This is a genomic window from Pectobacterium peruviense (assembly GCF_003312355.2).
Classification (GTDB): domain Bacteria; phylum Pseudomonadota; class Gammaproteobacteria; order Enterobacterales; family Enterobacteriaceae; genus Pectobacterium; species Pectobacterium peruviense.
Map to the genome: position 1 here is coordinate 3,470,116 of NZ_CP161826.1, position 18,053 is coordinate 3,488,168.

Genomic DNA, 18,053 nt, shown 5'->3' on the forward strand with positions numbered 1-18,053 from the left:
ATCTGGAGCGCAAATGAAAACCAAATTAAACGAACTGCTTGAATTCCCGTGCGTTTTTACTTACAAGGTCATGGGTGAAGCAAAGCCGGAGTTAGTTGATCTGGTCGTTGAAGTGGTACAGCGTCATGCGCCTGGCGACTACACTCCGCAGATCAAACCCAGCAGCAAAGGGAATTATCACTCTGTTTCCATCACCATCACGGCGACTCACATTGAGCAGGTGGAAACACTGTACGAAGAACTGGGCAATATCGACATCGTGCGGATGGTGTTGTAAGAAGAACGTGCGGGAACATTGGCGAGTGCGGCATGGCTGCGTAACTATGGTTTTGTGACCATAGCTTTGTATTGTGTAATTTTGCATAGTGCTGTTCGCTGAGGCTTCCCGCCGTTATAATCACCCCACCTTTCCTTAACCTGAAGATGACACACTTGCTACAGGATAAGATCATCGTACGTCAATTCGGCGTGCAACCGTATGAACCCGTCTCTCTGGCGATGCATAACTTCACCGACCGACGTGATGATAAAACCCCAGATGAAATCTGGCTGGTTCAGCATCCTCGCGTATTCACACAAGGTCAGGCTGGCAAAACCGAACATGTACTGATGCCCGGCGATATTCCCGTGATTCAGAGCGATCGAGGCGGCCAGGTGACCTACCACGGCCCTGGTCAGCAGGTGATGTACGTGTTGATTGACCTGAAACGTCGTAAGCTCGGCGTTCGCCAACTCGTTACCACGATTGAAAATACCGTGATTGGTACACTGGCACATTTCCAGATTGAAGCCCATGCGCGCCCTGATGCACCCGGCGTCTACGTAGGTGAGCGTAAAATCTGTTCGCTAGGGCTGCGTATTCGTAAAGGTTGCTCTTTCCACGGGCTTGCGCTCAATATCGCCATGGATCTCTCTCCTTTCCTACGCATCAACCCCTGTGGTTACGCGGGTATGGAAATGACGCAGCTAAGCGATCTGGTGCCGGGCGTCACGCTGGATGACACCTCGCCCGTGCTGGTGAAGACCTTTTTGCAGTTAGTCGGCTATTCCGCACCCGAATATATTCCGTGGAATCTGGACGTTCAGGGTGAGCCGCTTTTTGGTTAACCTGTTTCATTCTGTCAATAAAAATCAGTTAGTTAGACGACCGTTTTTTGATAAATTACATTTTATTCACATAATTTCTTCATTTTGATCGTGCAAGGGCTGATTGTGATTAGGCAAGATGATATAATTTTTATAGTTTTTTAAAAAAAAGTTTAACAAAAAACATAATCCTTTGAATTTGAATAATAAATTTAAAGAAACGATTCAGAACTGGAACTTACGCAAACATGAGTAAACCGATTCAGATCGAACGCGGTGTCAAATACCGCGATGCCGATAAGATGGCCCTAATTCCGGTACGTACCGTCGTCACCGAACGCCAAGAGCTTCTGCGCAAACCTGAATGGATGAAGATTAAACTTCCGGCGGATTCGAGCCGTATTCAGGGAATCAAAGCGGCAATGCGCAAAAACGGGTTGCACTCAGTTTGCGAAGAAGCGTCCTGTCCGAATCTGACCGAGTGCTTCAACCATGGCACCGCGACCTTCATGATTCTGGGTGCCATTTGTACGCGTCGCTGCCCATTCTGTGACGTTGCCCACGGCCGCCCGCTCACGCCGGATGCTAATGAGCCAGAGAAATTGGCACAGACGATCCACGACATGGGCTTACGCTATGTCGTGATCACCTCCGTTGACCGCGATGACCTGCGCGACGGTGGAGCTCAGCACTTTGCGGATTGTATTAGCGCTATTCGCCGCAAAAATCCGCATATTCGTATCGAAACGCTGGTGCCAGATTTCCGTGGTCGTATGGATCGTGCGTTGGAAATCTTGACCGCCACGCCACCTGATGTGTTCAACCACAATCTGGAAAACGTGCCGCGCGTTTACCGTCAGGTTCGCCCTGGTGCGAACTATGAATGGTCGCTGAAGCTGCTGGAAAACTTCAAGAGCGCGCACCCGGATATCCCGACTAAATCTGGCCTGATGGTTGGATTGGGGGAAACCAATGCTGAAATCGTGGAAGTTATGCGCGATCTGCGACGCCACGGGGTGACCATGCTAACGCTAGGACAATATTTACAGCCAAGCCGTCATCACCTGCCAGTACAGCGCTACGTCAGCCCGGATGAGTTTGATGAGATGAAAGCCGAAGCGATGGCGATGGGCTTTACCCACGCTGCCTGCGGCCCGTTTGTTCGCTCGTCCTACCATGCCGACCTGCAGGCCAAGGGCATTGAAGTAAAATAAGCGCTCATAGTTTTTTACACATTTTTTGTGTGGAATAAAAAACGGACGGCAATTGCCGTCCGTTTTGTTATGTGGAGTGCGATCAGAATTCTTTGCGAGACGAATCATTCAGCGCAGCCGTTTCATCCGTCTTGGCCGGTTGATCGTCATTCATCGCCTTCTTGAAGCCTTTAATCGCCGCACCTAAATCGCCGCCCAAGCTACGAAGTTTATTCGTACCGAACAGCAGAATGATTAATGCGCCAATTACCAACAGTTTGGCAATACTGATACCTTCCATACAAACCTACCTGATTTACAGAGGCTGGAGACGCCAGCGAACGAGAACACGTACTTGTCGAACTATTGTTGTCGAAAAAAATGGTTGTCGAAAAAACTCTTTGTATCCTATGTCCTCTATGTAAAACCTTACGCAGCACGACACAATTGCCATCTGTAACAAAGTAAGACGGCGCTTTCGCGTGCATTCAGATTGCTTTACAACTTTCCGCCCTGCATCACTACAAAAATCCCGTCTGACGGCGTAAACTTTTCACACTAAAGCGGAGATGACATTCCTCCCTACCCTAACGCCGATAAAAACGCTGGCGGCCTGAAAAATAGGGTGCAACCGCCGCTCGGCTAATGATGTCTACGTCCACCTCGCAGAGAGGGCGTAGCGTCCTGCCCAAGACTCTCCGAGATCGCAAAACAATCCATGCGAAAATAATCCATGCAAAAGCAATCCAAGAAAGGTCTCTATGTTTAGTACATTACTCGCGGTATTTATCGGTGGCGGAGTCGGTAGCGTGGCGCGCTGGCAGTTGGGCGTTAAGTTTAACAGCCTGTATCCAACGCTACCGTTGGGCACTCTGCTTGCCAACTTGATTGGGGCTTTCGTTATTGGCGGCGCGTTAGCCTTCTTCCTGCGCCATCCTCATCTCGATCAGGACTGGAAAATATTGATTACTACTGGGCTGTGCGGCGGCTTAACGACGTTCTCGACCTTTTCCGCAGAAGTCGTGATGTTTCTGCAAAGCGGACAGCTGGCTGCGGCAGGGTTACACGTGCTGTTGAATTTGGCGGGCTCATTACTTATGACCGCATTGGCGTTTACCTTGGTCACCTGGGTGACAACACACTGATATAACATGGAAAATAAAGCAAAAAAAACCCGCCATTGGCGGGTTTTTCACGAAATCGGTATAATTAAATAGCGTTAACGTTAGCAGCAGAAGGACCTTTGGCACCGTCAGTGATTTCGAACTCTACACGCTGACCTTCAGCCAGAGTTTTGAAACCATTGCTCTGGATTGCAGAGAAGTGTACGAACACATCTTTGCTACCGTCTTCTGGAGTAATGAAACCGAAGCCTTTCGACTCATTAAACCACTTAACACTACCTTTAATCTTAGACATCAAACTTACCTTTACATGAATGAAAGACACAAAATCTGTGTCAGGTACAGTACAACAATAGATTGACCTTTTGTCCAGTTGAAGTTGGATAAAAAGTGATAAAAGTCGCTAAAAATGTATACCGAGCGACTTCGCTGCCCTATTTTAACTCGATGCAGAACGCAGAGAGCTCAGCTCGGGCCGATTCATCACTTTTTATGATATCAAAGGAAGCACCATGGTAAGCAAAACGCTGGGTCTGATCGGGGGTATGAGTTGGGAATCCACGATCCCGTATTACCGCATTATCAATGAATATGTGAAAAACCAACTTGGTGGCCTGCACTCCGCCAAAATCATTCTTCACAGTGTCGATTTTCATGAGATCGAACAATTGCAGTCACAAGGTGATTGGGCGCAGGCAGCGGCCGTACTGAGCAATATCGCCGTAGGATTACGCCAAGCGGGGGCAGACGCTATCGTCATCTGTACCAATACCATGCATAAAGTCGCTGATGAGGTTGAACTCAGCAGCCAGCTTCCCCTTTTGCATATTGCCGATGCCACCGGTGTCAGCCTGAAACAGCACGGATTGAAGAAAGTCGGTTTGCTCGGTACCCGCTACACAATGGAGCAGGATTTCTATCGCCTGCGCATTCAGGAACGGTTTGGTGTAGACGTGATTGTTCCTGACCAAACGGGGAAAGAATTAGTTAATCGCATCATTTACGACGAACTGTGCCTTGGCAACATTAACGACACATCGCGGCAGGTTTATCGGGAAATTATCCAGCAGCTTGAACAGCAAGGAGCGGAAGGCATCATTCTGGGTTGTACAGAGATCCCGCTATTAATCAGCGCTGGAGATGCGACGGTTCCTCTTTTTGATACCAGTTACCTCCACGCCATCGCTGCAGCGAAATTTGCACTTAACCAGTCATCCTGATGAATTTAATAGAGAAAAACAAGATTCGCACACTAACCAATAATACCCTCTTTTATTTACTCAAGTTTCCCCTTTTTACCCCTAAATAATTCGAGTTGCAGGAAGGCGGCGACACAGTGAATCCCCAGGAGCTTACATCGGTAAGTGACTGGGGTGAGCGAGGACAGATTGGCTTAGCCAATTTGAACGCCGCTAGCGGCGGCCCTTCAGGGCGAGGTTCAGATATGGACCGAGTATTGCCAACGTATATGCAGCTTGAAGTATGACGGGCATAGAAAAAAAGCAGTATTGAGAGACTCAATACTGCTTTATTCGTATGATTTTATTCCTGGTATGCAATGACTATCGGTACTTCTCGTTATTATTTGCGTAACATTGCTTCAATAAAATCTTTCCAAGTACTCACTTCAGCTTCTACCATGCGAACCTCTTGGTGATTAACGGCGACATATTATACGCACACTTTTTAATCAGGTAAAAGTGTTATGAAAGTATAAAAAGTGTACTATCGTCTATTTCTGCAACGCAGTTCACAGTAGATCTGCCCGCCTTTTTTCGGCATGCTGGGCTATCGCACGATTGTGCCCAATCAGGCCATGCTGTCCTACACAGCAATCGTCATGCAAACCAATAAGCAGAAAGGATTTTACCCCTATGGCGCTGACCCTATACGGCATTAAAAACTGTGACACCATGAAGAAAGCGCGCCGCTGGCTGGAAGATCAACAGGTGGCATATCAGTTTCATGATTACCGCGCCGACGGTCTGGATGCACAGTTGCTACAGCGTTTTATCGATCAACTGGGGTTTCAGGCTTTACTCAACACGCGCGGAACAACCTGGCGTAAGCTCAGCGAAGAACTGCGTGAACGGATCAACAGCGATACTCTCGACAGCGCAGAGGCCGCTAAAAATATTATGCTGGAACAGCCTGCAGTGATTAAACGGCCTTTACTGATTGCCGATGACGGCAATGCGCTGCTTGGATTTAGTATCGACAGCTATCAGAAATTTATTGCGGAGAACAAATAACGTGTCTTGCCCAGTCATAGAGCTCGCTCAACAGTTACTTAAACGCCCTTCCCTCAGTCCGAATGACGAGGGCTGTCAGGCACTCATGATTGAACGCCTGACGGCAATTGGCTTTACCGTCGAAGCGATGGATTTTGGCGATACCCAAAACTTCTGGGCATGGCGCGGCACAGGGAAGACTCTGGCTTTCGCCGGGCACACCGACGTGGTTCCCAGCGGCGATGAAAGCCACTGGCAGCATCCGCCGTTTGAGCCCATCATTCGTGACGGTATGCTGTATGGTCGCGGCGCGGCAGATATGAAAGGTTCACTGGCAGCCATGGTGATTGCCGCCGAGCGCTTTGTCGCAGCCCATCCTAACCATCAGGGGCGCTTAGCGTTTCTGATTACGTCAGACGAAGAAGCCAGCGCCGTTAACGGCACCGTAAAAGTGGTCGACGCGCTAATGGCACGTAACGAGCGGTTGGACTACTGTCTGGTCGGTGAGCCATCCAGCACGCATGTCGTGGGAGACGTGGTGAAAAACGGTCGTCGCGGCTCTATCACCGCGAATCTGCGCGTACACGGCGTGCAAGGGCACGTTGCCTACCCTCATCTGGCGGACAACCCCGTTCACCGAGCAGCACCAGCGCTAAACGAACTGATCGCCACCGAGTGGGATCAGGGCAACGATTTCTTCCCACCGACCACCATGCAAATCGCCAATATTCAGGCCGGCACGGGTAGCAATAACGTCATCCCCGGCGAACTGTTTGTGCAGTTCAATTTCCGCTTCAGCACCGAATTAACAGATGTGTTAATCCAGCAGCGCGTGGCGGAATTACTGGATCGCCACCAGCTTAATTACACCATCGACTGGAAACTCTCCGGACAGCCATTCCTGACCGCACGCGGCGAACTGGTCGATGCCGTGGTGAATGCCGTCAGACATTACAACGAAGTCACCCCAGAGCTGCTGACCAATGGCGGCACTTCCGATGGCCGTTTCATTGCCCGCATGGGTGCGCAGGTTGTTGAACTCGGCCCCGTCAATGCCACGATCCACAAAGTGGACGAATGCGTCAGCGCGGCAGACCTGCAACTACTGAGCCGGATGTACCAGCGCATTATGGAGCAGCTCATCGCATGATGACGCCAGCAATGTTAACCGGTAAAAGTGACCAGCATCTGGTCGCTTTACACGGTCGTCATCGTCTTCAGCCGGAGGCAGTAACGGCGTTTCTGGCGCTACAGCATGCGGCAAAAACAGCGGGATTTAACCTACAGCCCGCCAGCACGTTTCGCGATTTCGAGCGCCAGCGTCAGATCTGGAATAGCAAGTTTCGTGGCGAACGTGCCGTCATGGATGCCAACAGCCAACCGCTAGATATCTCGTCTCTGGACGACGGCGAACGCTGTGAAGCCATTCTGCGCTGGTCTGCGATGCCCGGCTCCAGCCGTCACCATTGGGGCAGCGATCTTGATATCTACGACCCGGATTTATTACCCGCAGACAGCGCGCTCCAGTTGGAGCCGTGGGAGTATGAAGAAGGTGGCTATTTTTCCGCACTGAACACGTGGCTGAGCGCGCACATGCATGAATACGGTTTTTACCGGCCTTATGCGCACGATCTCGGCGGTGTCGCAGTCGAACCCTGGCATATCAGCTATTATCCATTAGCACAGTATGCGGAAGAACAGCTTACACCGGACCTCATCCTTGCCGCCTGGCAAGATGAAGACATTGCAGGCTACCACTGGCTTTGCCAGCACTTGCCGCAGCTGTTTACCCGTTACATTCATAACGTTGATGAGGCGTGACCATGGCATGGCTGGCTGATTACTGGTGGATAATCCTGATTATCCTGATAGGCATGCTGATTAACGGCATCAAAGAATTACGCAACGTTGACCATACGCGTTTTCTGCTCAACAAACCGAAATTGCCGCCGCATCGTGACAACAACGATAAATGGGACAATGAAGAAGACGACGACTGGCCGAAGAAAAAACCCTGACGCCTGTCATCACCAAACTGTCTGCACGCCAGCTAAGCTCGCGTTGCAGGCAGTTTGGATTCTCACGCAGCGGGAACAAAACTTTCCGCACGATCCAGAAGAAAATCATAAAACTCTTTTGCGCACACCGAAAGCTGGCGTTCTTTATCCGTTACCAGATAGATGCCACGCTGCAACGATAAATCCCGGAATGGAATAATCGCGATATCTTTGTGTTGGAACTGGAACAGCGTCAGCCCCGTCACAATACTTACGCCATAATTTGCCGCCACTAGCCCCATCATGGTGGTTAACTGACGCACTTCCAGCACGTAGTTAAAACCCTCCGGTTCGATAAGCTGATCGGTGTACTGCCGGATGCTGGTGCCTTTGCAAAACCCGACAAACGGGTATTGCGCCACGTCGACCACATCAACACTGTTTTGCTGCGCCAGCGGATGCGAATTATGGCAGATCAAATAAAAACTGTCGGCGAACAGCATACGGGAGCTGAACGTTCCCGCTGACGGCTGCCCTGCCGTCAGCGCCAGGTCGGCACGCCCATCCAGCACGGCTTTCAGACAGCGATCCCACTGCGTATCCAGCAGTTCAACCTTAATCTTGGGGTAAGCGCGGTGATATTGCGCTAGCACCTGAGGCAACCATTCCACCGCCATTGACGGCAGTACCGCCAGCACAATTTTCCCTTTATAGCCTGTGGCATAAGACTTGATTTCACCCACGGCATCATCGTGGGTTTGCACCAGTCGACGGGCGATATCAATGAAATGGAGGCCGTCGGCGTTGAGCTGCACTTTGCGTGTATCACGGTCAAATAGCCGATAGCCGACTTCTTCCTCTAGCCCGGCAATTAATGAACTAAATGCAGGCTGAGAGAGATTTATTTTCTGAGCGGCACGCGTGAAATTATCAGTCTCAGTCAGTGCGATAAAGGCGCGTAATTGTTTTATCGATAGGTTCATAGTGTTTTTATATAAATAAAATGAAGTCTCCGGTAAGAAAGGAACAAATTCAATAGAAAACGAATGGCACCTACTATTTTTATGATCCTTCCCGCATTTATTTAATTCCATTCAAACAACGTCCGGCATTCATAAAAATGGACATTCTAGATAAATATCACAAACCGTAAAAAACAATTGAACAAAAAGACCTAACTATACAAACCAAATCAACCAATTAGCCATTAATAAGAAAACCAGAACAATTAATTCCATTAACAAATGAAATAAACCCATCAGATTTACGAATAAAACCATTGCTATTACGAGTTAGTATAAAGAGGGGCAGAGGTGATAAAAATAGCGCAGACAAAAAATCAAATGACTCTGGGATAAGCATTCATTTTTTATTTGTTAATTATTACATGGATTGTTATTGAGTTGTTTAATTTATTGTAAATGAAACATATGGGCAACATACAGTCCCCTAAATAATTCGCGTTGCGTGAAGGCGGCAACCGAGCGAATCCTCAGGAACTTACTCAGGTAAGTGACTGGGGTGAGTAAGGGCGGCCAACGCACAAGCAGCGTGAAGTATGACGGGTAAATTATACTAATGAGGAACTTTTATGCTGGCTCTCATCGGGGTACTCACCATAGCTACCCTGCTATTTTTCATCATGACAAAGCGAATGTCGCCTCTGGTGGCGCTCATCGTTATTCCGGTTCTCGGTGCACTTGCCGCAGGTAGCGGCACCGATACCGCGAAATACGTCGTGGACGGCATCACCAAGCTGGCACCGATGGCAGCGATGTTTGTTTTTGCCATCGCCTTCTTCGGTGTAGTCACCGATGCCGGTATGTTTGATCCTATTATCAAAGGGATCTTACGCATGGTCGGCACCAACCCGGTAAAAATCATTATCGGTACGGGCGTGTTAGCACTGATTGCACACCTGGACGGCAACGGTGCCGTCACGTTCCTGATCACCATTCCTGCCATGCTACCGCTGTTTAATAAGCTCGGTATGGATAAGCGTATTCTGGTCGGCATTACGGCACTCAGCGCGGGGGTTAACTTCCTGCCGTGGACCGGGCCGATGATCCGTGCCGCCGCCGCGTTGAACACCACCACACACGACCTGTTCATTCCACTAATCCCGGCACAGGTCTGTGGCCTGACGTTCATGGTGCTCATGGGCTATTACTGGGGCAAGAAAGAAGAGAAACGTCTGGGGCTGGCAGCAGGTAATCCACTGGCAGGTGGCTCGCGATCCATCACGGCTGAAGAGCATGTGAAAGAGCTGACCGATGCAGAAAAAGTGCTGCGTCGTCCGAAGATGTTCTGGGTCAACATTGCGCTGGTTCTTGCTGTTATCGGCACCATGGTGTTTACCAAAATTTCACCGACGGTCGCCTTCATGATCGCCCTGACGCTGGCGCTGATGTTCAACTACCCCAACGTTGAAATGCAGAAAGAGCGTATTAACGCCCACGCTAAAGCCGCACTGATGATGGCCAGCATTCTGTTCGCGGCGGGTGCCTTCACCGGCATCATGAGCGGTACGGGCATGTTGAAAGCCATGTCGCTCTCGGCAGTCAGCTTTGTGCCGGAATCTTTTGCCTCCCACATTCCGTTTATCGTCGGCCTGATCTCCATGCCGCTGAGTCTGGTGTTCGACCCTGATTCGTACTACTTCGGCATCATGCCAGTGATTGCCCACACCGTGGACATGCTGGGCGTACCGCCGATTCAGGTCGCACAAGCTTCCGTATTAGGACAGATGACCACCGGCTTCCCGGTTAGCCCGCTGACGCCAGCCACCTTCCTGCTGGTCAGTCTCGCGGGTGTCGATCTCGCCGACCACCAGAAGTTCTCTATTCCTGTGCTCTGGGCCGCCAGCGTCATCATGACGTTCGCCTGCGTCATCTTCGGGGTCTTCCCCTTGTAGGGAACACACGATTCCCCTTGATTACGCCAACAGACACATTTCATTGATAAAGGTAAGTTTATGAAAACAATTCGTATTGGTTCTGGCGCTGGCTATGCTGGCGATCGCATCGAACCGGCCGTAGAACTGGCTCAAAAAGGCGACATTCAGTATCTGGTATTTGAATGTCTGGCGGAGCGTACTATCGCTATCGGCCAAAAGCAGAAACAGCAGAACCCGGAAAAAGGCTACAACGAACTACTGGCCGACCGTATGCACGCCGTGCTGCCGCTCTGTCTGGAAAAAGGTATCAAGATCATCACCAATATGGGATCGGCGAACCCTGTCGCCGCCGGTCAGCGCGTATTGGAAATCGCCAAAGAACTCGGCGCAGACAAGCTGAAGATTGCGATCGTTACTGGTGACGATGTGCACTCGGTACTGATTGCCCAAGATTCCAAATTGGATGAGATTGGCCTACCGGTTTCACGCTGCGGTAAAGACATTCTTTCCGCCAACGCCTATCTGGGTGCGGATGCGCTGGTTGAAGCATTGCGTCAGGGTGCGGACGTGATTATCGCCGGTCGCGTTTCCGACCCCTCTCTGTTCCTGTCCGCAATGATGTACGAATTCGATTGGGCTGCCGATGACTGGGATCGTCTGGGCAAAGGCACCTGCCTCGGCCACCTGCTGGAATGCGCGGGACAAATCACCGGCGGTTACTATGCCGACCCTGGTGTTAAAGACATCCCTAACCTTGACCGTCTGGGCTTCCCGATTGCGGAAATTACCGAAGATGGCAGCGCCGTGATCACCAAGGTTGAAGGTTCCGGCGGCTGCGTCTGTGTGGATACCTGTAAAGAACAGCTGCTGTACGAAATCCACCGCCCGGACAGCTACATCACCCCAGACGTGATTGCCGATTTCAGCCACGTAACATTTACGCAAGACGGTGAGAACCGCGTGCGTGTACAGGGTGCAACCGGACGCGCAAAAACCGACACGCTGAAAGTGTCTGTCGGCTATCAGGACGGGTTCATCGGCGAAGGTGAAATTTCTTACGCCGGTCCCGGTGCAGTGGCACGTGGCCGTTTAGCGCTGGACATCGTCAAAGGACGTTTTGCCCTGTGCCAGCTTGATCCTCAGGAAGTGCGCTACGACCTGATCGGCGTTGATTCACTGCACGGCGCACAGCGGTCGCAAAGCAGCGAGCCGTATGAAGTTCGCGCTCGCGTCGCAGCACGCTGCACCTCCAGAGCACAGGCGGTGAAAGTGGGCAACGAAGTCGAAACGCTCTATACCAACGGCCCGGCAGGCGGCGGCGGTGTTAACAAATCAGTGAAAGAAATACTGGCGATGGATTCCACCCTGCTGTCTCGCGCCTGCGTCACACCAGCCGTTGATTATCTGGAGATTAAATAATGAAACTGCGTGAAATTGCTCACTCTCGTACCGGTGATAAAGGAAATACCTCCAATATTTCGCTGATTGCTTACCGTGCGGAAGATTATGAAGTGCTGAAAGAGAAGATCACTGCCGAAAAAGTGAAATCCTGGTTTGCCGATATCGTGACAGGTGATGTCGTTCGCTATGAGTTACCGAGCATCGGCGCACTGAACTTCGTCATGTACGGCGCACTCGGCGGCGGCGTCACGCGCTCACTGGCGCTGGACATGCACGGTAAAGGATTGAGCTCGGCCATACTGGATATCGATATTTAATCCGATAACAGGGAACAGGTGGAGTTATTCAATTCCCTCTGTTCCCGAAAAATACGTACATGTGCCGCCATGATTAGCAGATATTTATTTATCTGCGGGGATTCGTGCGGCCATTTTTCAGAGCAACAACTTTCAGAGTCATTATTTAAGAGTAAATATGCAATGAACAATAAAGTCATTGATGCCAGCCATTTCCGTTCTTATTTATTTGACGGAATGACAATTATGTTCGGTGGTTTTATGGGCGTCGGAACACCGAAATTATTGGTAGATGAAATCATTAAATCCGGCGTCTCTGATTTAACGCTGATTGGAAATGATACCGGGTTTGTCGATACCGGCGTTGGGCCGTTAATTGTCAGTGGTCAGGTAAAAAAACTGATTACTTCACACATTGGTACTAACCCGGAAACCGGACGCCGTATGCTCTCCGGCGAGCTTGACGTAGAGCTGGTGCCACAAGGGACGCTGGCGGAACGTATTCGCAGCGGCGGCGCGGGCTTAGGCGGTTTTCTGACACCAACCGGCGTTGGCACCATCGTCGAAGAGAATAAACAAAAAATAACAATTGACGATATTACCTATTTATTAGAACTGCCAATTAAAGCAGATCTCGCCATATTACAGGCCAGCATTGCCGATACCAGCGGAAACCTTATTTATCACCTCACCGCCCGTAATTTCAATCCGCTTATTGCGCTTGCCGCGAAGAAAGTCGTAGCGCAATGCGAGCAGGTTATTCCGGTTGGCCAACTTGCGCCGGAATGTATTGTCACCCCAGCGGCGCTGGTCGATCACCTTTATTTGGGAGAGAAATAATGGATGCGAAAGAATTAATCGCCCGCCGCGTCGCGCTGGAACTGAAAAACGGTGACGTGGTGAATTTAGGGATTGGCTTACCCACCAAAGTCGCGAATTACGTGCCGCACGGCATTGAAGTTACCTTCCAATCAGAGAACGGCTTTTTGGGGCTCGGCGCGATTACCGAACCGGATGGCAATCTGGTTAACGCTGGGGGTCAGGCATGCGGCATGGTGCCGGGGGCGGCAATGTTCGACAGCGCCTTTTCCTTTGCGCTGATTCGCGGCGGCCATGTCGATGTCTGCGTGCTGGGCGGCTTGCAGGTCGATGAACACGCCAACCTCGCCAACTGGATGGTGCCGGGAAAAATGGTGCCTGGCATGGGCGGCGCAATGGATCTGGTGGTCGGGGCGAAGAAGGTCATCATCGCCCTTGAGCACTGCGCCAAAAATGGCGATGCGAAGTTATTGCACCAATGTACCTACCCACTAACCGCCGCCAATAAAGTCAGCATGGTCGTCACTGAACTGGCGGTCTTCCAGTTTATCGATCAGCAGATGGTGCTGACCGAAATCAGCCCTGACATCACCGTGGACGAACTGCGCCAAAAAACCGAGGCGAACTTCATCGTGTCCGCCGATGTAAAACCATTCAGCATTCATTAATCGAGGCGATCATGAACGACTCCGTTGTTATTGTTAATGCCAAGCGCACCGCAATTGGTAAATTTGCAGGCAGTCTGGCCAACACCTCTGCCATCGACATGGCATCTGCCACCATCCGTGACTGCCTGTCGACGCTGCCGGACACGCTGGCGATTGATGAAGTGATTCTCGGCAACGTGCTGCAAGCCGGTCTGGGCCAAAACCCCGCACATCAAGCCAGCCAGGCTGCCGGTCTGTCTTTTGAAACGCCTTCACTGACCATCAGCAAAGTATGTGGCTCCGGTCTGAAGGCGGTTGTGCTGGGCGCACAGTCTATTCTGTCCGGCGATAATCAGGTCTGCGTGACTGGCGGGATGGAAAACATGAGCGCCGCGCCTTACCTGCTGGAGAAAGCGCGCCACGGTTACCGCATGGGAGACGGCAAGCTCGTTGACATCATGATTAAGGATGGCCTGTGGTGTGCGTTTAACGATTACCACATGGGTACCACGGCGGAAAATATCGCCGAGCGCTACCAGCTCACGCGAGAAGAACAGGATCAAGTGGCGCTGGCATCACAGCAGAAAGCCGTCGCCGCGATTGAAGCTGGCCGCTTCAAAGCCGAAATAACCCCGCTGTCACTGCGTAGCAAAAAAGAGACGCGGATTTTCGATCGGGATGAATTCCCTCGCGCCGACACCACGCTGGCATCGCTGGCCGCGTTACGTCCGGCGTTTTCCGCTAACGGCACCGTCACCGCCGGCAATGCATCCGGCATTAACGATGCCGCCGCGACGCTGGTGTTAATGCGTGAATCCGAAGCGAAAAAACAGGGTATTACCCCGCTGGCGCGGATCCGCAGTTGGGCGTCTGCTGGAGTACCGAGTGAAGTGATGGGGCTGGGGCCGATTCCCGCGACACAGAAAGCCCTGCTTAAGGCTGGGCTGACGATCGGTGATATTGACCTGATTGAAGCAAATGAAGCTTTTGCCGCACAGTTTCTAGCGGTACAGCGCGATCTTCATCTCGATCCAGAGAAAGTGAACGTCAACGGCGGTGCAATTGCGTTGGGCCACCCTATCGGCGCGAGCGGTGCGCGTATTCTCGTCACGCTGGTACATGCGCTGCACAGCTATAACAAAACGCTGGGATTGGCGACGCTATGCATCGGCGGTGGGCAAGGCATCGCGATGATCGTCGAACGCGTTTAAAGCGGGTTGTTGTCAGTTAAAAGACAATGCAGGCCATTACTGCCTGCATTGCTTTCTTCGTGCTACACATTTTGGGGAACAGCAACACGATTCCTCGGTTAAAACGTTTCCCAATTCGCATTTGATGATCCGGCGGACGTGGGTTTGGGCAGAAGCGACTTTGGTAATGCAGTAAGAGAAGATGCGCTCGCCGCGCGGTGTTCCTGCGCTACCGCCTGATTAATTTTGAACACCTCAACCGCATTCTGCAAAAATCTGGCCTGCTCTTCCAATGCTGCCGCGGCAGAAGCCGACTCTTCAACCAGCGAGGCGTTTTGCTGCGTAACACGGTCCATTTCGTTGACCGCCTGTCCGACCTGATCGATCCCCCGGCTTTGTTCATCCGATGCCGACGCGATTTCGCCCATAATATCCGTTACCCGGCTCACGGCGCTGACGATTTCTTTCATCGTATCGCCCGCGTCTTTAACCTGCAAAGAACCGGTATTGGCGCGACTAACCGAATCATCAATCAGCGATTTGATCTCTTTGGCAGCCTGAGCACTGCGCTGTGCTAGCGTGCGCACTTCGCCCGCCACCACGGCAAAGCCCCGCCCCTGCTCTCCCGCTCGTGCCGCTTCTACCGCCGCATTCAACGCCAGAATATTGGTTTGGAAAGCAATGCCATCAATCACGCTGGTAATATGGGCGATCTTTTGTGAACTGTCAGAGATCTCATTCATCGTTTTCACGACATTATCGACGACAGTGCCACCTTTGTTGGCCGTTTCTGACGCATTTTTTGCCAGCAGCGTAGCCTGACGCGCGTTGTCTGAATTCTGTTTCACCGTTGAGGTTAGCTGCTCCATGCTGGCCGCTGTTTCCTGTAGCGATGCGGCCTGTTGCTCCGTACGCGAAGACAGATCGTTGCTGCCTACCGAAATTTCACTGGCCCCGGAATGAATGGAGTTGGAACTGTCACGAACCAGACTCACAGTACGGATTAATGACTGCTGCATATCGTGCAGCCCCGCCGCCAGTTGGCTCATCTCATTACGACCTGCGGTATCAATATGATGCGTCAGATTACCCTCGGCGATAGCGCTGATATGCCGCATGAGCGTACGCAGCGGGTGCAAAAGAATACGCTGCAACCCGATCCAACTGAGAATAATCACCAGCACGACGACCACGGACAGTGCGCCCAAAAGCCACAGCATCGTTTCAAATGCGACGTGGTTTTCCTGTAAGCCATCATCCGACAGCTGATTTTGTGCCGCACGCCAGGTTATGTAGGCATCCTGCATCGCCACGTTAAACGGCGTCGCCCCACTACTCAATTTCATCGCCGCCCCCGCCAATCCACCGGAAAGCGAATCCACAATATCATTCAGTAGTTTGTCGTAAGCGGTATAACTCGCCTCAAGTTTTTTGGATAATGCGTCATCTAATCCGGGTGTATTAGGCAGAGACAAATAGTGTTTATAACTACTCTCTGAGGCAGCCAGTTGTGATTTAGCCTGCTGTAAAAGCGCCTGCATGGCCTCTTTATCCGCATTCCCCAGCATCATGTTTTGTATAATAGAACCGATAGCGATGCGCGTCTGATTCATCATAATCCAGGCATCAGTAAAGGCGGCCACATTCTGGTTAGAGCGTTGAGAAACAAGGAAACTGTCTCTATCGCTCATCAATGCTCGAACGGATAGCGCCCCTGTTAAAAACTGAGATATTCCTAATACAAACAATAAAATAACAAGGATAGTAATGACTTTAATACGCTTAAACATGGCACACCCTCTTTTTCCATAAGGATGTGATATTTATATCCGAAAAAAGAAGGGAAATATTGAACACTCAACACAAATAAAAATATTGCCTATATTATTTAACATCAGAATATGGATTATATTATTTTTAATATGGATAAAATCTCATTCCAGAAAATATATCCTCTACATTAAATAGTGGCAGCGCCGAAAAATCATTACGCACACCGTACGTAATGATAACGAACACTGCCACATCAAACATCACCAATAAGATAATCTGATGAGTATATTTATTTCAGATAAACCAGCGCCTGCTTCAGCATCTGCTCATCAATACCGTGCCCGACACCGGGTGCGATATCCAACGTAAACGACGTTCCCAATTCCTGAAAGCGATGCGCGGCAGCATGAGCATGCCCGACCACAATCACGCCATCTGCTTCACCGTGAATCAGATGCACAGCGACATCAGCAAAGGCTTTTTCTGGCAAAACGGCAAAGCGTCCGCTGAACGCAATAATATGCCCAGCCAGCGAGGACTCAGACTTCAACGCTTCCAGCGACATGATGCTCCCCTGCGAGAACCCCACCAGCACGGTTTGTTCCGCGCTAATGCCACTTTGTTCCTGCCAGTGACGCACGGTATCAACAAAACGCGGCAAGTTTGCTTCAATACGAGATAACCGATTCTCTTCCGTGACGCCCTGAACAGAGAACCACTGCCGCCCGTCGCCATAGCCAGTACTGAACGGCCCGGCAATACTGACCACAATCGCCTGCGGTAAGGCGGCGGCAAAATAGCGCCCAATCTGCGCCATGCCTGCGGCGGTATCGCCTACTCCATGAAACAGCAGGATTAATCGATTTGCTTCTGAGGGTTGCTGAACAACAACATAATCTTGATTCACGTTTCTCTCCTGAAGGCATGCGTCAAACGCAACACCTGGCGACAGTCGTCATAAAGTACGGTTAATTTTCACTATACGCCGCGCACTGACAGGAGAAATCGGGAATTACTGAACGAGATGTTCCATTTTTTGCAATGACAGAGGGAAAACCTCACAGCCTCGTCCTGTCAGTGCGGTTTGATAATACGGATCGTTGAGGCTGGATCGTTCGTCAAACAACGCGCCGGACGCACCGGCCGTTTGACCAATCCACCACCGCAGTTCGGGCAGGCGTGGTGAAATACAGAATCCGCACAGTCAGGACAGAACGTGCACTCATAGGAGCAGATATACGTTTCGGCGTCCGGCGGCAAATCACAGTCGCAGTGTTCACAGTTAGGGCGTAATTCCAGCATCGGCTTATCCTGATTCAACAAAAAATTATGGCGCTCTCGCTGTCACTTTTCCGTGGTTATTGCACAAAGATCAGTGAAGGAGACTGAGGTTCTTTTCT

The 18,053-nt window shown here is 50.8% G+C and carries 22 protein-coding genes and 1 riboswitch; of the genes, 15 read left to right on the forward strand and 7 right to left on the reverse strand.

Translation table 11 applies throughout. The annotated features are described in order from the left end of the window. Window positions 1–13: 13 nt before the first annotated feature. The 3 genes from ybeD to lipA all read left to right on the forward strand — a co-directional run bounded on the left by ybeD (window position 14) and on the right by lipA (window position 2,300). Complete coding sequence (gene ybeD, locus DUT67_RS15735; protein WP_005976281.1) at window positions 14–277, forward strand: DUF493 family protein YbeD; 264 nt, start codon at window positions 14–16, stop codon at window positions 275–277. 146 nt (window positions 278–423) lie between these two features. After that, on the forward strand, window positions 424–1,107 hold the full coding sequence (gene lipB, locus DUT67_RS15740; RefSeq protein ID WP_189339507.1) for a lipoyl(octanoyl) transferase LipB: 684 nt from the start codon (window positions 424–426) through the stop codon (window positions 1,105–1,107). 227 nt (window positions 1,108–1,334) lie between these two features. Beyond that, a complete protein-coding gene (lipA, locus tag DUT67_RS15745) occupies window positions 1,335–2,300 on the forward strand; it encodes a lipoyl synthase (RefSeq protein WP_048259260.1) in 966 nt (321 codons plus the stop codon). Window positions 2,301–2,382: 82 nt separating this feature from the next. On the opposite strand, the gene tatA is transcribed toward lipA, so the two are convergent. After that, on the reverse strand, window positions 2,383–2,580 hold the full coding sequence (tatA, locus tag DUT67_RS15750) for a Sec-independent protein translocase subunit TatA (protein WP_113627307.1): 198 nt from the start codon (window positions 2,578–2,580) through the stop codon (window positions 2,383–2,385). A gap of 255 nt (window positions 2,581–2,835) precedes the next feature. Beyond that, window positions 2,836–2,941: riboswitch (Fluoride riboswitch) on the forward strand. 99 nt (window positions 2,942–3,040) lie between these two features. Between tatA and crcB the strand changes: the two genes are divergently transcribed. Further along, window positions 3,041–3,424 (forward strand): fluoride efflux transporter CrcB, encoded by a 384-nt coding sequence (gene crcB, locus DUT67_RS15755; RefSeq protein ID WP_048259258.1) that lies wholly within the window; start codon window positions 3,041–3,043, stop codon window positions 3,422–3,424. A gap of 64 nt (window positions 3,425–3,488) precedes the next feature. Here crcB and cspE read toward each other — a convergent pair whose 3' ends face one another. Then, on the reverse strand, window positions 3,489–3,698 hold the full coding sequence (cspE, locus tag DUT67_RS15760) for a transcription antiterminator/RNA stability regulator CspE (RefSeq protein WP_005976270.1): 210 nt from the start codon (window positions 3,696–3,698) through the stop codon (window positions 3,489–3,491). Between the two features lie 217 nt (window positions 3,699–3,915). On the opposite strand from cspE, the gene DUT67_RS15765 reads away from it, so the two are divergent. Beyond that, window positions 3,916–4,623, forward strand: a complete 708-nt coding sequence (locus DUT67_RS15765; RefSeq protein ID WP_113627306.1) for an aspartate/glutamate racemase family protein — start codon at window positions 3,916–3,918, stop codon at window positions 4,621–4,623. Between the two features lie 361 nt (window positions 4,624–4,984). Here the strand turns inward: DUT67_RS15765 and ypfM are convergent, their stop codons facing one another. Further along, a complete protein-coding gene (ypfM, locus tag DUT67_RS15770) occupies window positions 4,985–5,044 on the reverse strand; it encodes a protein YpfM (RefSeq protein WP_143485675.1) in 60 nt (19 codons plus the stop codon). Between the two features lie 233 nt (window positions 5,045–5,277). On the opposite strand from ypfM, the gene DUT67_RS15775 reads away from it, so the two are divergent. Genes DUT67_RS15775 through DUT67_RS15790 form a run of 4 tightly spaced genes read left to right on the forward strand, consistent with a single transcriptional unit; the run spans window position 5,278 to window position 7,652 of the window. Next, window positions 5,278–5,655, forward strand: coding sequence for an ArsC family reductase (locus tag DUT67_RS15775; RefSeq protein ID WP_113627305.1), 378 nt, complete (start codon window positions 5,278–5,280; stop codon window positions 5,653–5,655). Between the two features lies 1 nt (window position 5,656). Then, entirely contained in the window at window positions 5,657–6,784 is a 1,128-nt protein-coding gene (dapE, locus tag DUT67_RS15780; RefSeq protein WP_113627304.1) for a succinyl-diaminopimelate desuccinylase, read from the forward strand. Continuing rightward, entirely contained in the window at window positions 6,781–7,455 is a 675-nt protein-coding gene (locus tag DUT67_RS15785; protein WP_048259254.1) for a M15 family metallopeptidase, read from the forward strand. The genes dapE and DUT67_RS15785 overlap by 4 nt, the downstream gene beginning before the upstream one ends. A 2-nt stretch (window positions 7,456–7,457) precedes the next feature. Further along, window positions 7,458–7,652 carry a YpfN family protein gene (locus tag DUT67_RS15790; RefSeq protein ID WP_048259253.1) on the forward strand — a complete coding sequence of 65 codons (195 nt, stop codon included), beginning with the start codon at window positions 7,458–7,460 and terminating at the stop codon, window positions 7,650–7,652. A gap of 62 nt (window positions 7,653–7,714) precedes the next feature. Here the strand turns inward: DUT67_RS15790 and DUT67_RS15795 are convergent, their stop codons facing one another. After that, window positions 7,715–8,614: a LysR family transcriptional regulator gene (locus DUT67_RS15795; RefSeq protein ID WP_048259252.1), complete on the reverse strand. Its 900-nt coding sequence runs from the start codon at window positions 8,612–8,614 to the stop codon at window positions 7,715–7,717. A 608-nt stretch (window positions 8,615–9,222) separates the two neighbouring features. Here DUT67_RS15795 and DUT67_RS15800 point away from each other — a divergent pair. From DUT67_RS15800 to DUT67_RS15825, 6 genes are all read left to right on the forward strand, one after another. Continuing rightward, on the forward strand, window positions 9,223–10,545 hold the full coding sequence (locus DUT67_RS15800) for a CitMHS family transporter (RefSeq protein WP_048259251.1): 1,323 nt from the start codon (window positions 9,223–9,225) through the stop codon (window positions 10,543–10,545). 60 nt (window positions 10,546–10,605) lie between these two features. Further along, entirely contained in the window at window positions 10,606–11,946 is a 1,341-nt protein-coding gene (locus DUT67_RS15805; protein ID WP_113627303.1) for an acyclic terpene utilization AtuA family protein, read from the forward strand. Further along, window positions 11,946–12,245: a hypothetical protein gene (locus DUT67_RS15810; protein ID WP_011092873.1), complete on the forward strand. Its 300-nt coding sequence runs from the start codon at window positions 11,946–11,948 to the stop codon at window positions 12,243–12,245. The genes DUT67_RS15805 and DUT67_RS15810 overlap by 1 nt, the downstream gene beginning before the upstream one ends. Before the next feature lie 162 nt (window positions 12,246–12,407). Further along, window positions 12,408–13,064 carry an acetate CoA-transferase subunit alpha gene (gene atoD / locus DUT67_RS15815; RefSeq protein ID WP_113627302.1) on the forward strand — a complete coding sequence of 219 codons (657 nt, stop codon included), beginning with the start codon at window positions 12,408–12,410 and terminating at the stop codon, window positions 13,062–13,064. After that, window positions 13,064–13,711 carry a 3-oxoacid CoA-transferase subunit B gene (locus tag DUT67_RS15820; RefSeq protein WP_048259248.1) on the forward strand — a complete coding sequence of 216 codons (648 nt, stop codon included), beginning with the start codon at window positions 13,064–13,066 and terminating at the stop codon, window positions 13,709–13,711. The genes atoD and DUT67_RS15820 overlap by 1 nt, the downstream gene beginning before the upstream one ends. A gap of 11 nt (window positions 13,712–13,722) precedes the next feature. Continuing rightward, the gene (locus DUT67_RS15825) at window positions 13,723–14,901 is read left to right on the forward strand and encodes an acetyl-CoA C-acetyltransferase (protein ID WP_113627301.1); all 1,179 of its coding nucleotides are present in this window, start codon (window positions 13,723–13,725) and stop codon (window positions 14,899–14,901) included. Between the two features lie 98 nt (window positions 14,902–14,999). Here the strand turns inward: DUT67_RS15825 and DUT67_RS15830 are convergent, their stop codons facing one another. The 3 genes from DUT67_RS15830 to DUT67_RS15840 all read right to left on the reverse strand — a co-directional run bounded on the left by DUT67_RS15830 (window position 15,000) and on the right by DUT67_RS15840 (window position 17,955). After that, a complete protein-coding gene (locus DUT67_RS15830; RefSeq protein ID WP_113627300.1) occupies window positions 15,000–16,670 on the reverse strand; it encodes a methyl-accepting chemotaxis protein in 1,671 nt (556 codons plus the stop codon). 272 nt (window positions 16,671–16,942) lie between these two features. Beyond that, window positions 16,943–17,560, reverse strand: coding sequence for an esterase (ypfH, locus tag DUT67_RS15835; protein ID WP_113627299.1), 618 nt, complete (start codon window positions 17,558–17,560; stop codon window positions 16,943–16,945). 167 nt (window positions 17,561–17,727) lie between these two features. Continuing rightward, window positions 17,728–17,955, reverse strand: coding sequence for a DUF1272 domain-containing protein (locus DUT67_RS15840; protein WP_048259244.1), 228 nt, complete (start codon window positions 17,953–17,955; stop codon window positions 17,728–17,730). Window positions 17,956–18,053: the final 98 nt, after the last annotated feature.

What these genes read in the sequence shown, in the direction of transcription:
- ybeD (WP_005976281.1), top strand. Translation starts at nt 14, where the DNA reads ATGAAAACCAAATTAAACGAACTGCTTGAATTCCCGTGCGTTTTTACT.
- lipB (WP_189339507.1), top strand. Translation starts at nt 424, where the DNA reads ATGACACACTTGCTACAGGATAAGATCATCGTACGTCAATTCGGCGTG.
- lipA (WP_048259260.1), top strand. Translation starts at nt 1,335, where the DNA reads ATGAGTAAACCGATTCAGATCGAACGCGGTGTCAAATACCGCGATGCC.
- tatA (WP_113627307.1), bottom strand. Translation starts at nt 2,580, where the DNA reads ATGGAAGGTATCAGTATTGCCAAACTGTTGGTAATTGGCGCATTAATC.
- crcB (WP_048259258.1), top strand. Translation starts at nt 3,041, where the DNA reads ATGTTTAGTACATTACTCGCGGTATTTATCGGTGGCGGAGTCGGTAGC.
- cspE (WP_005976270.1), bottom strand. Translation starts at nt 3,698, where the DNA reads ATGTCTAAGATTAAAGGTAGTGTTAAGTGGTTTAATGAGTCGAAAGGC.
- DUT67_RS15765 (WP_113627306.1), top strand. Translation starts at nt 3,916, where the DNA reads ATGGTAAGCAAAACGCTGGGTCTGATCGGGGGTATGAGTTGGGAATCC.
- DUT67_RS15775 (WP_113627305.1), top strand. Translation starts at nt 5,278, where the DNA reads ATGGCGCTGACCCTATACGGCATTAAAAACTGTGACACCATGAAGAAA.
- DUT67_RS15785 (WP_048259254.1), top strand. Translation starts at nt 6,781, where the DNA reads ATGATGACGCCAGCAATGTTAACCGGTAAAAGTGACCAGCATCTGGTC.
- DUT67_RS15790 (WP_048259253.1), top strand. Translation starts at nt 7,458, where the DNA reads ATGGCATGGCTGGCTGATTACTGGTGGATAATCCTGATTATCCTGATA.
- DUT67_RS15795 (WP_048259252.1), bottom strand. Translation starts at nt 8,614, where the DNA reads ATGAACCTATCGATAAAACAATTACGCGCCTTTATCGCACTGACTGAG.
- DUT67_RS15800 (WP_048259251.1), top strand. Translation starts at nt 9,223, where the DNA reads ATGCTGGCTCTCATCGGGGTACTCACCATAGCTACCCTGCTATTTTTC.
- DUT67_RS15805 (WP_113627303.1), top strand. Translation starts at nt 10,606, where the DNA reads ATGAAAACAATTCGTATTGGTTCTGGCGCTGGCTATGCTGGCGATCGC.
- DUT67_RS15810 (WP_011092873.1), top strand. Translation starts at nt 11,946, where the DNA reads ATGAAACTGCGTGAAATTGCTCACTCTCGTACCGGTGATAAAGGAAAT.
- atoD (WP_113627302.1), top strand. Translation starts at nt 12,408, where the DNA reads ATGAACAATAAAGTCATTGATGCCAGCCATTTCCGTTCTTATTTATTT.
- DUT67_RS15820 (WP_048259248.1), top strand. Translation starts at nt 13,064, where the DNA reads ATGGATGCGAAAGAATTAATCGCCCGCCGCGTCGCGCTGGAACTGAAA.
- DUT67_RS15825 (WP_113627301.1), top strand. Translation starts at nt 13,723, where the DNA reads ATGAACGACTCCGTTGTTATTGTTAATGCCAAGCGCACCGCAATTGGT.
- DUT67_RS15830 (WP_113627300.1), bottom strand. Translation starts at nt 16,670, where the DNA reads ATGTTTAAGCGTATTAAAGTCATTACTATCCTTGTTATTTTATTGTTT.
- DUT67_RS15840 (WP_048259244.1), bottom strand. Translation starts at nt 17,955, where the DNA reads ATGCTGGAATTACGCCCTAACTGTGAACACTGCGACTGTGATTTGCCG.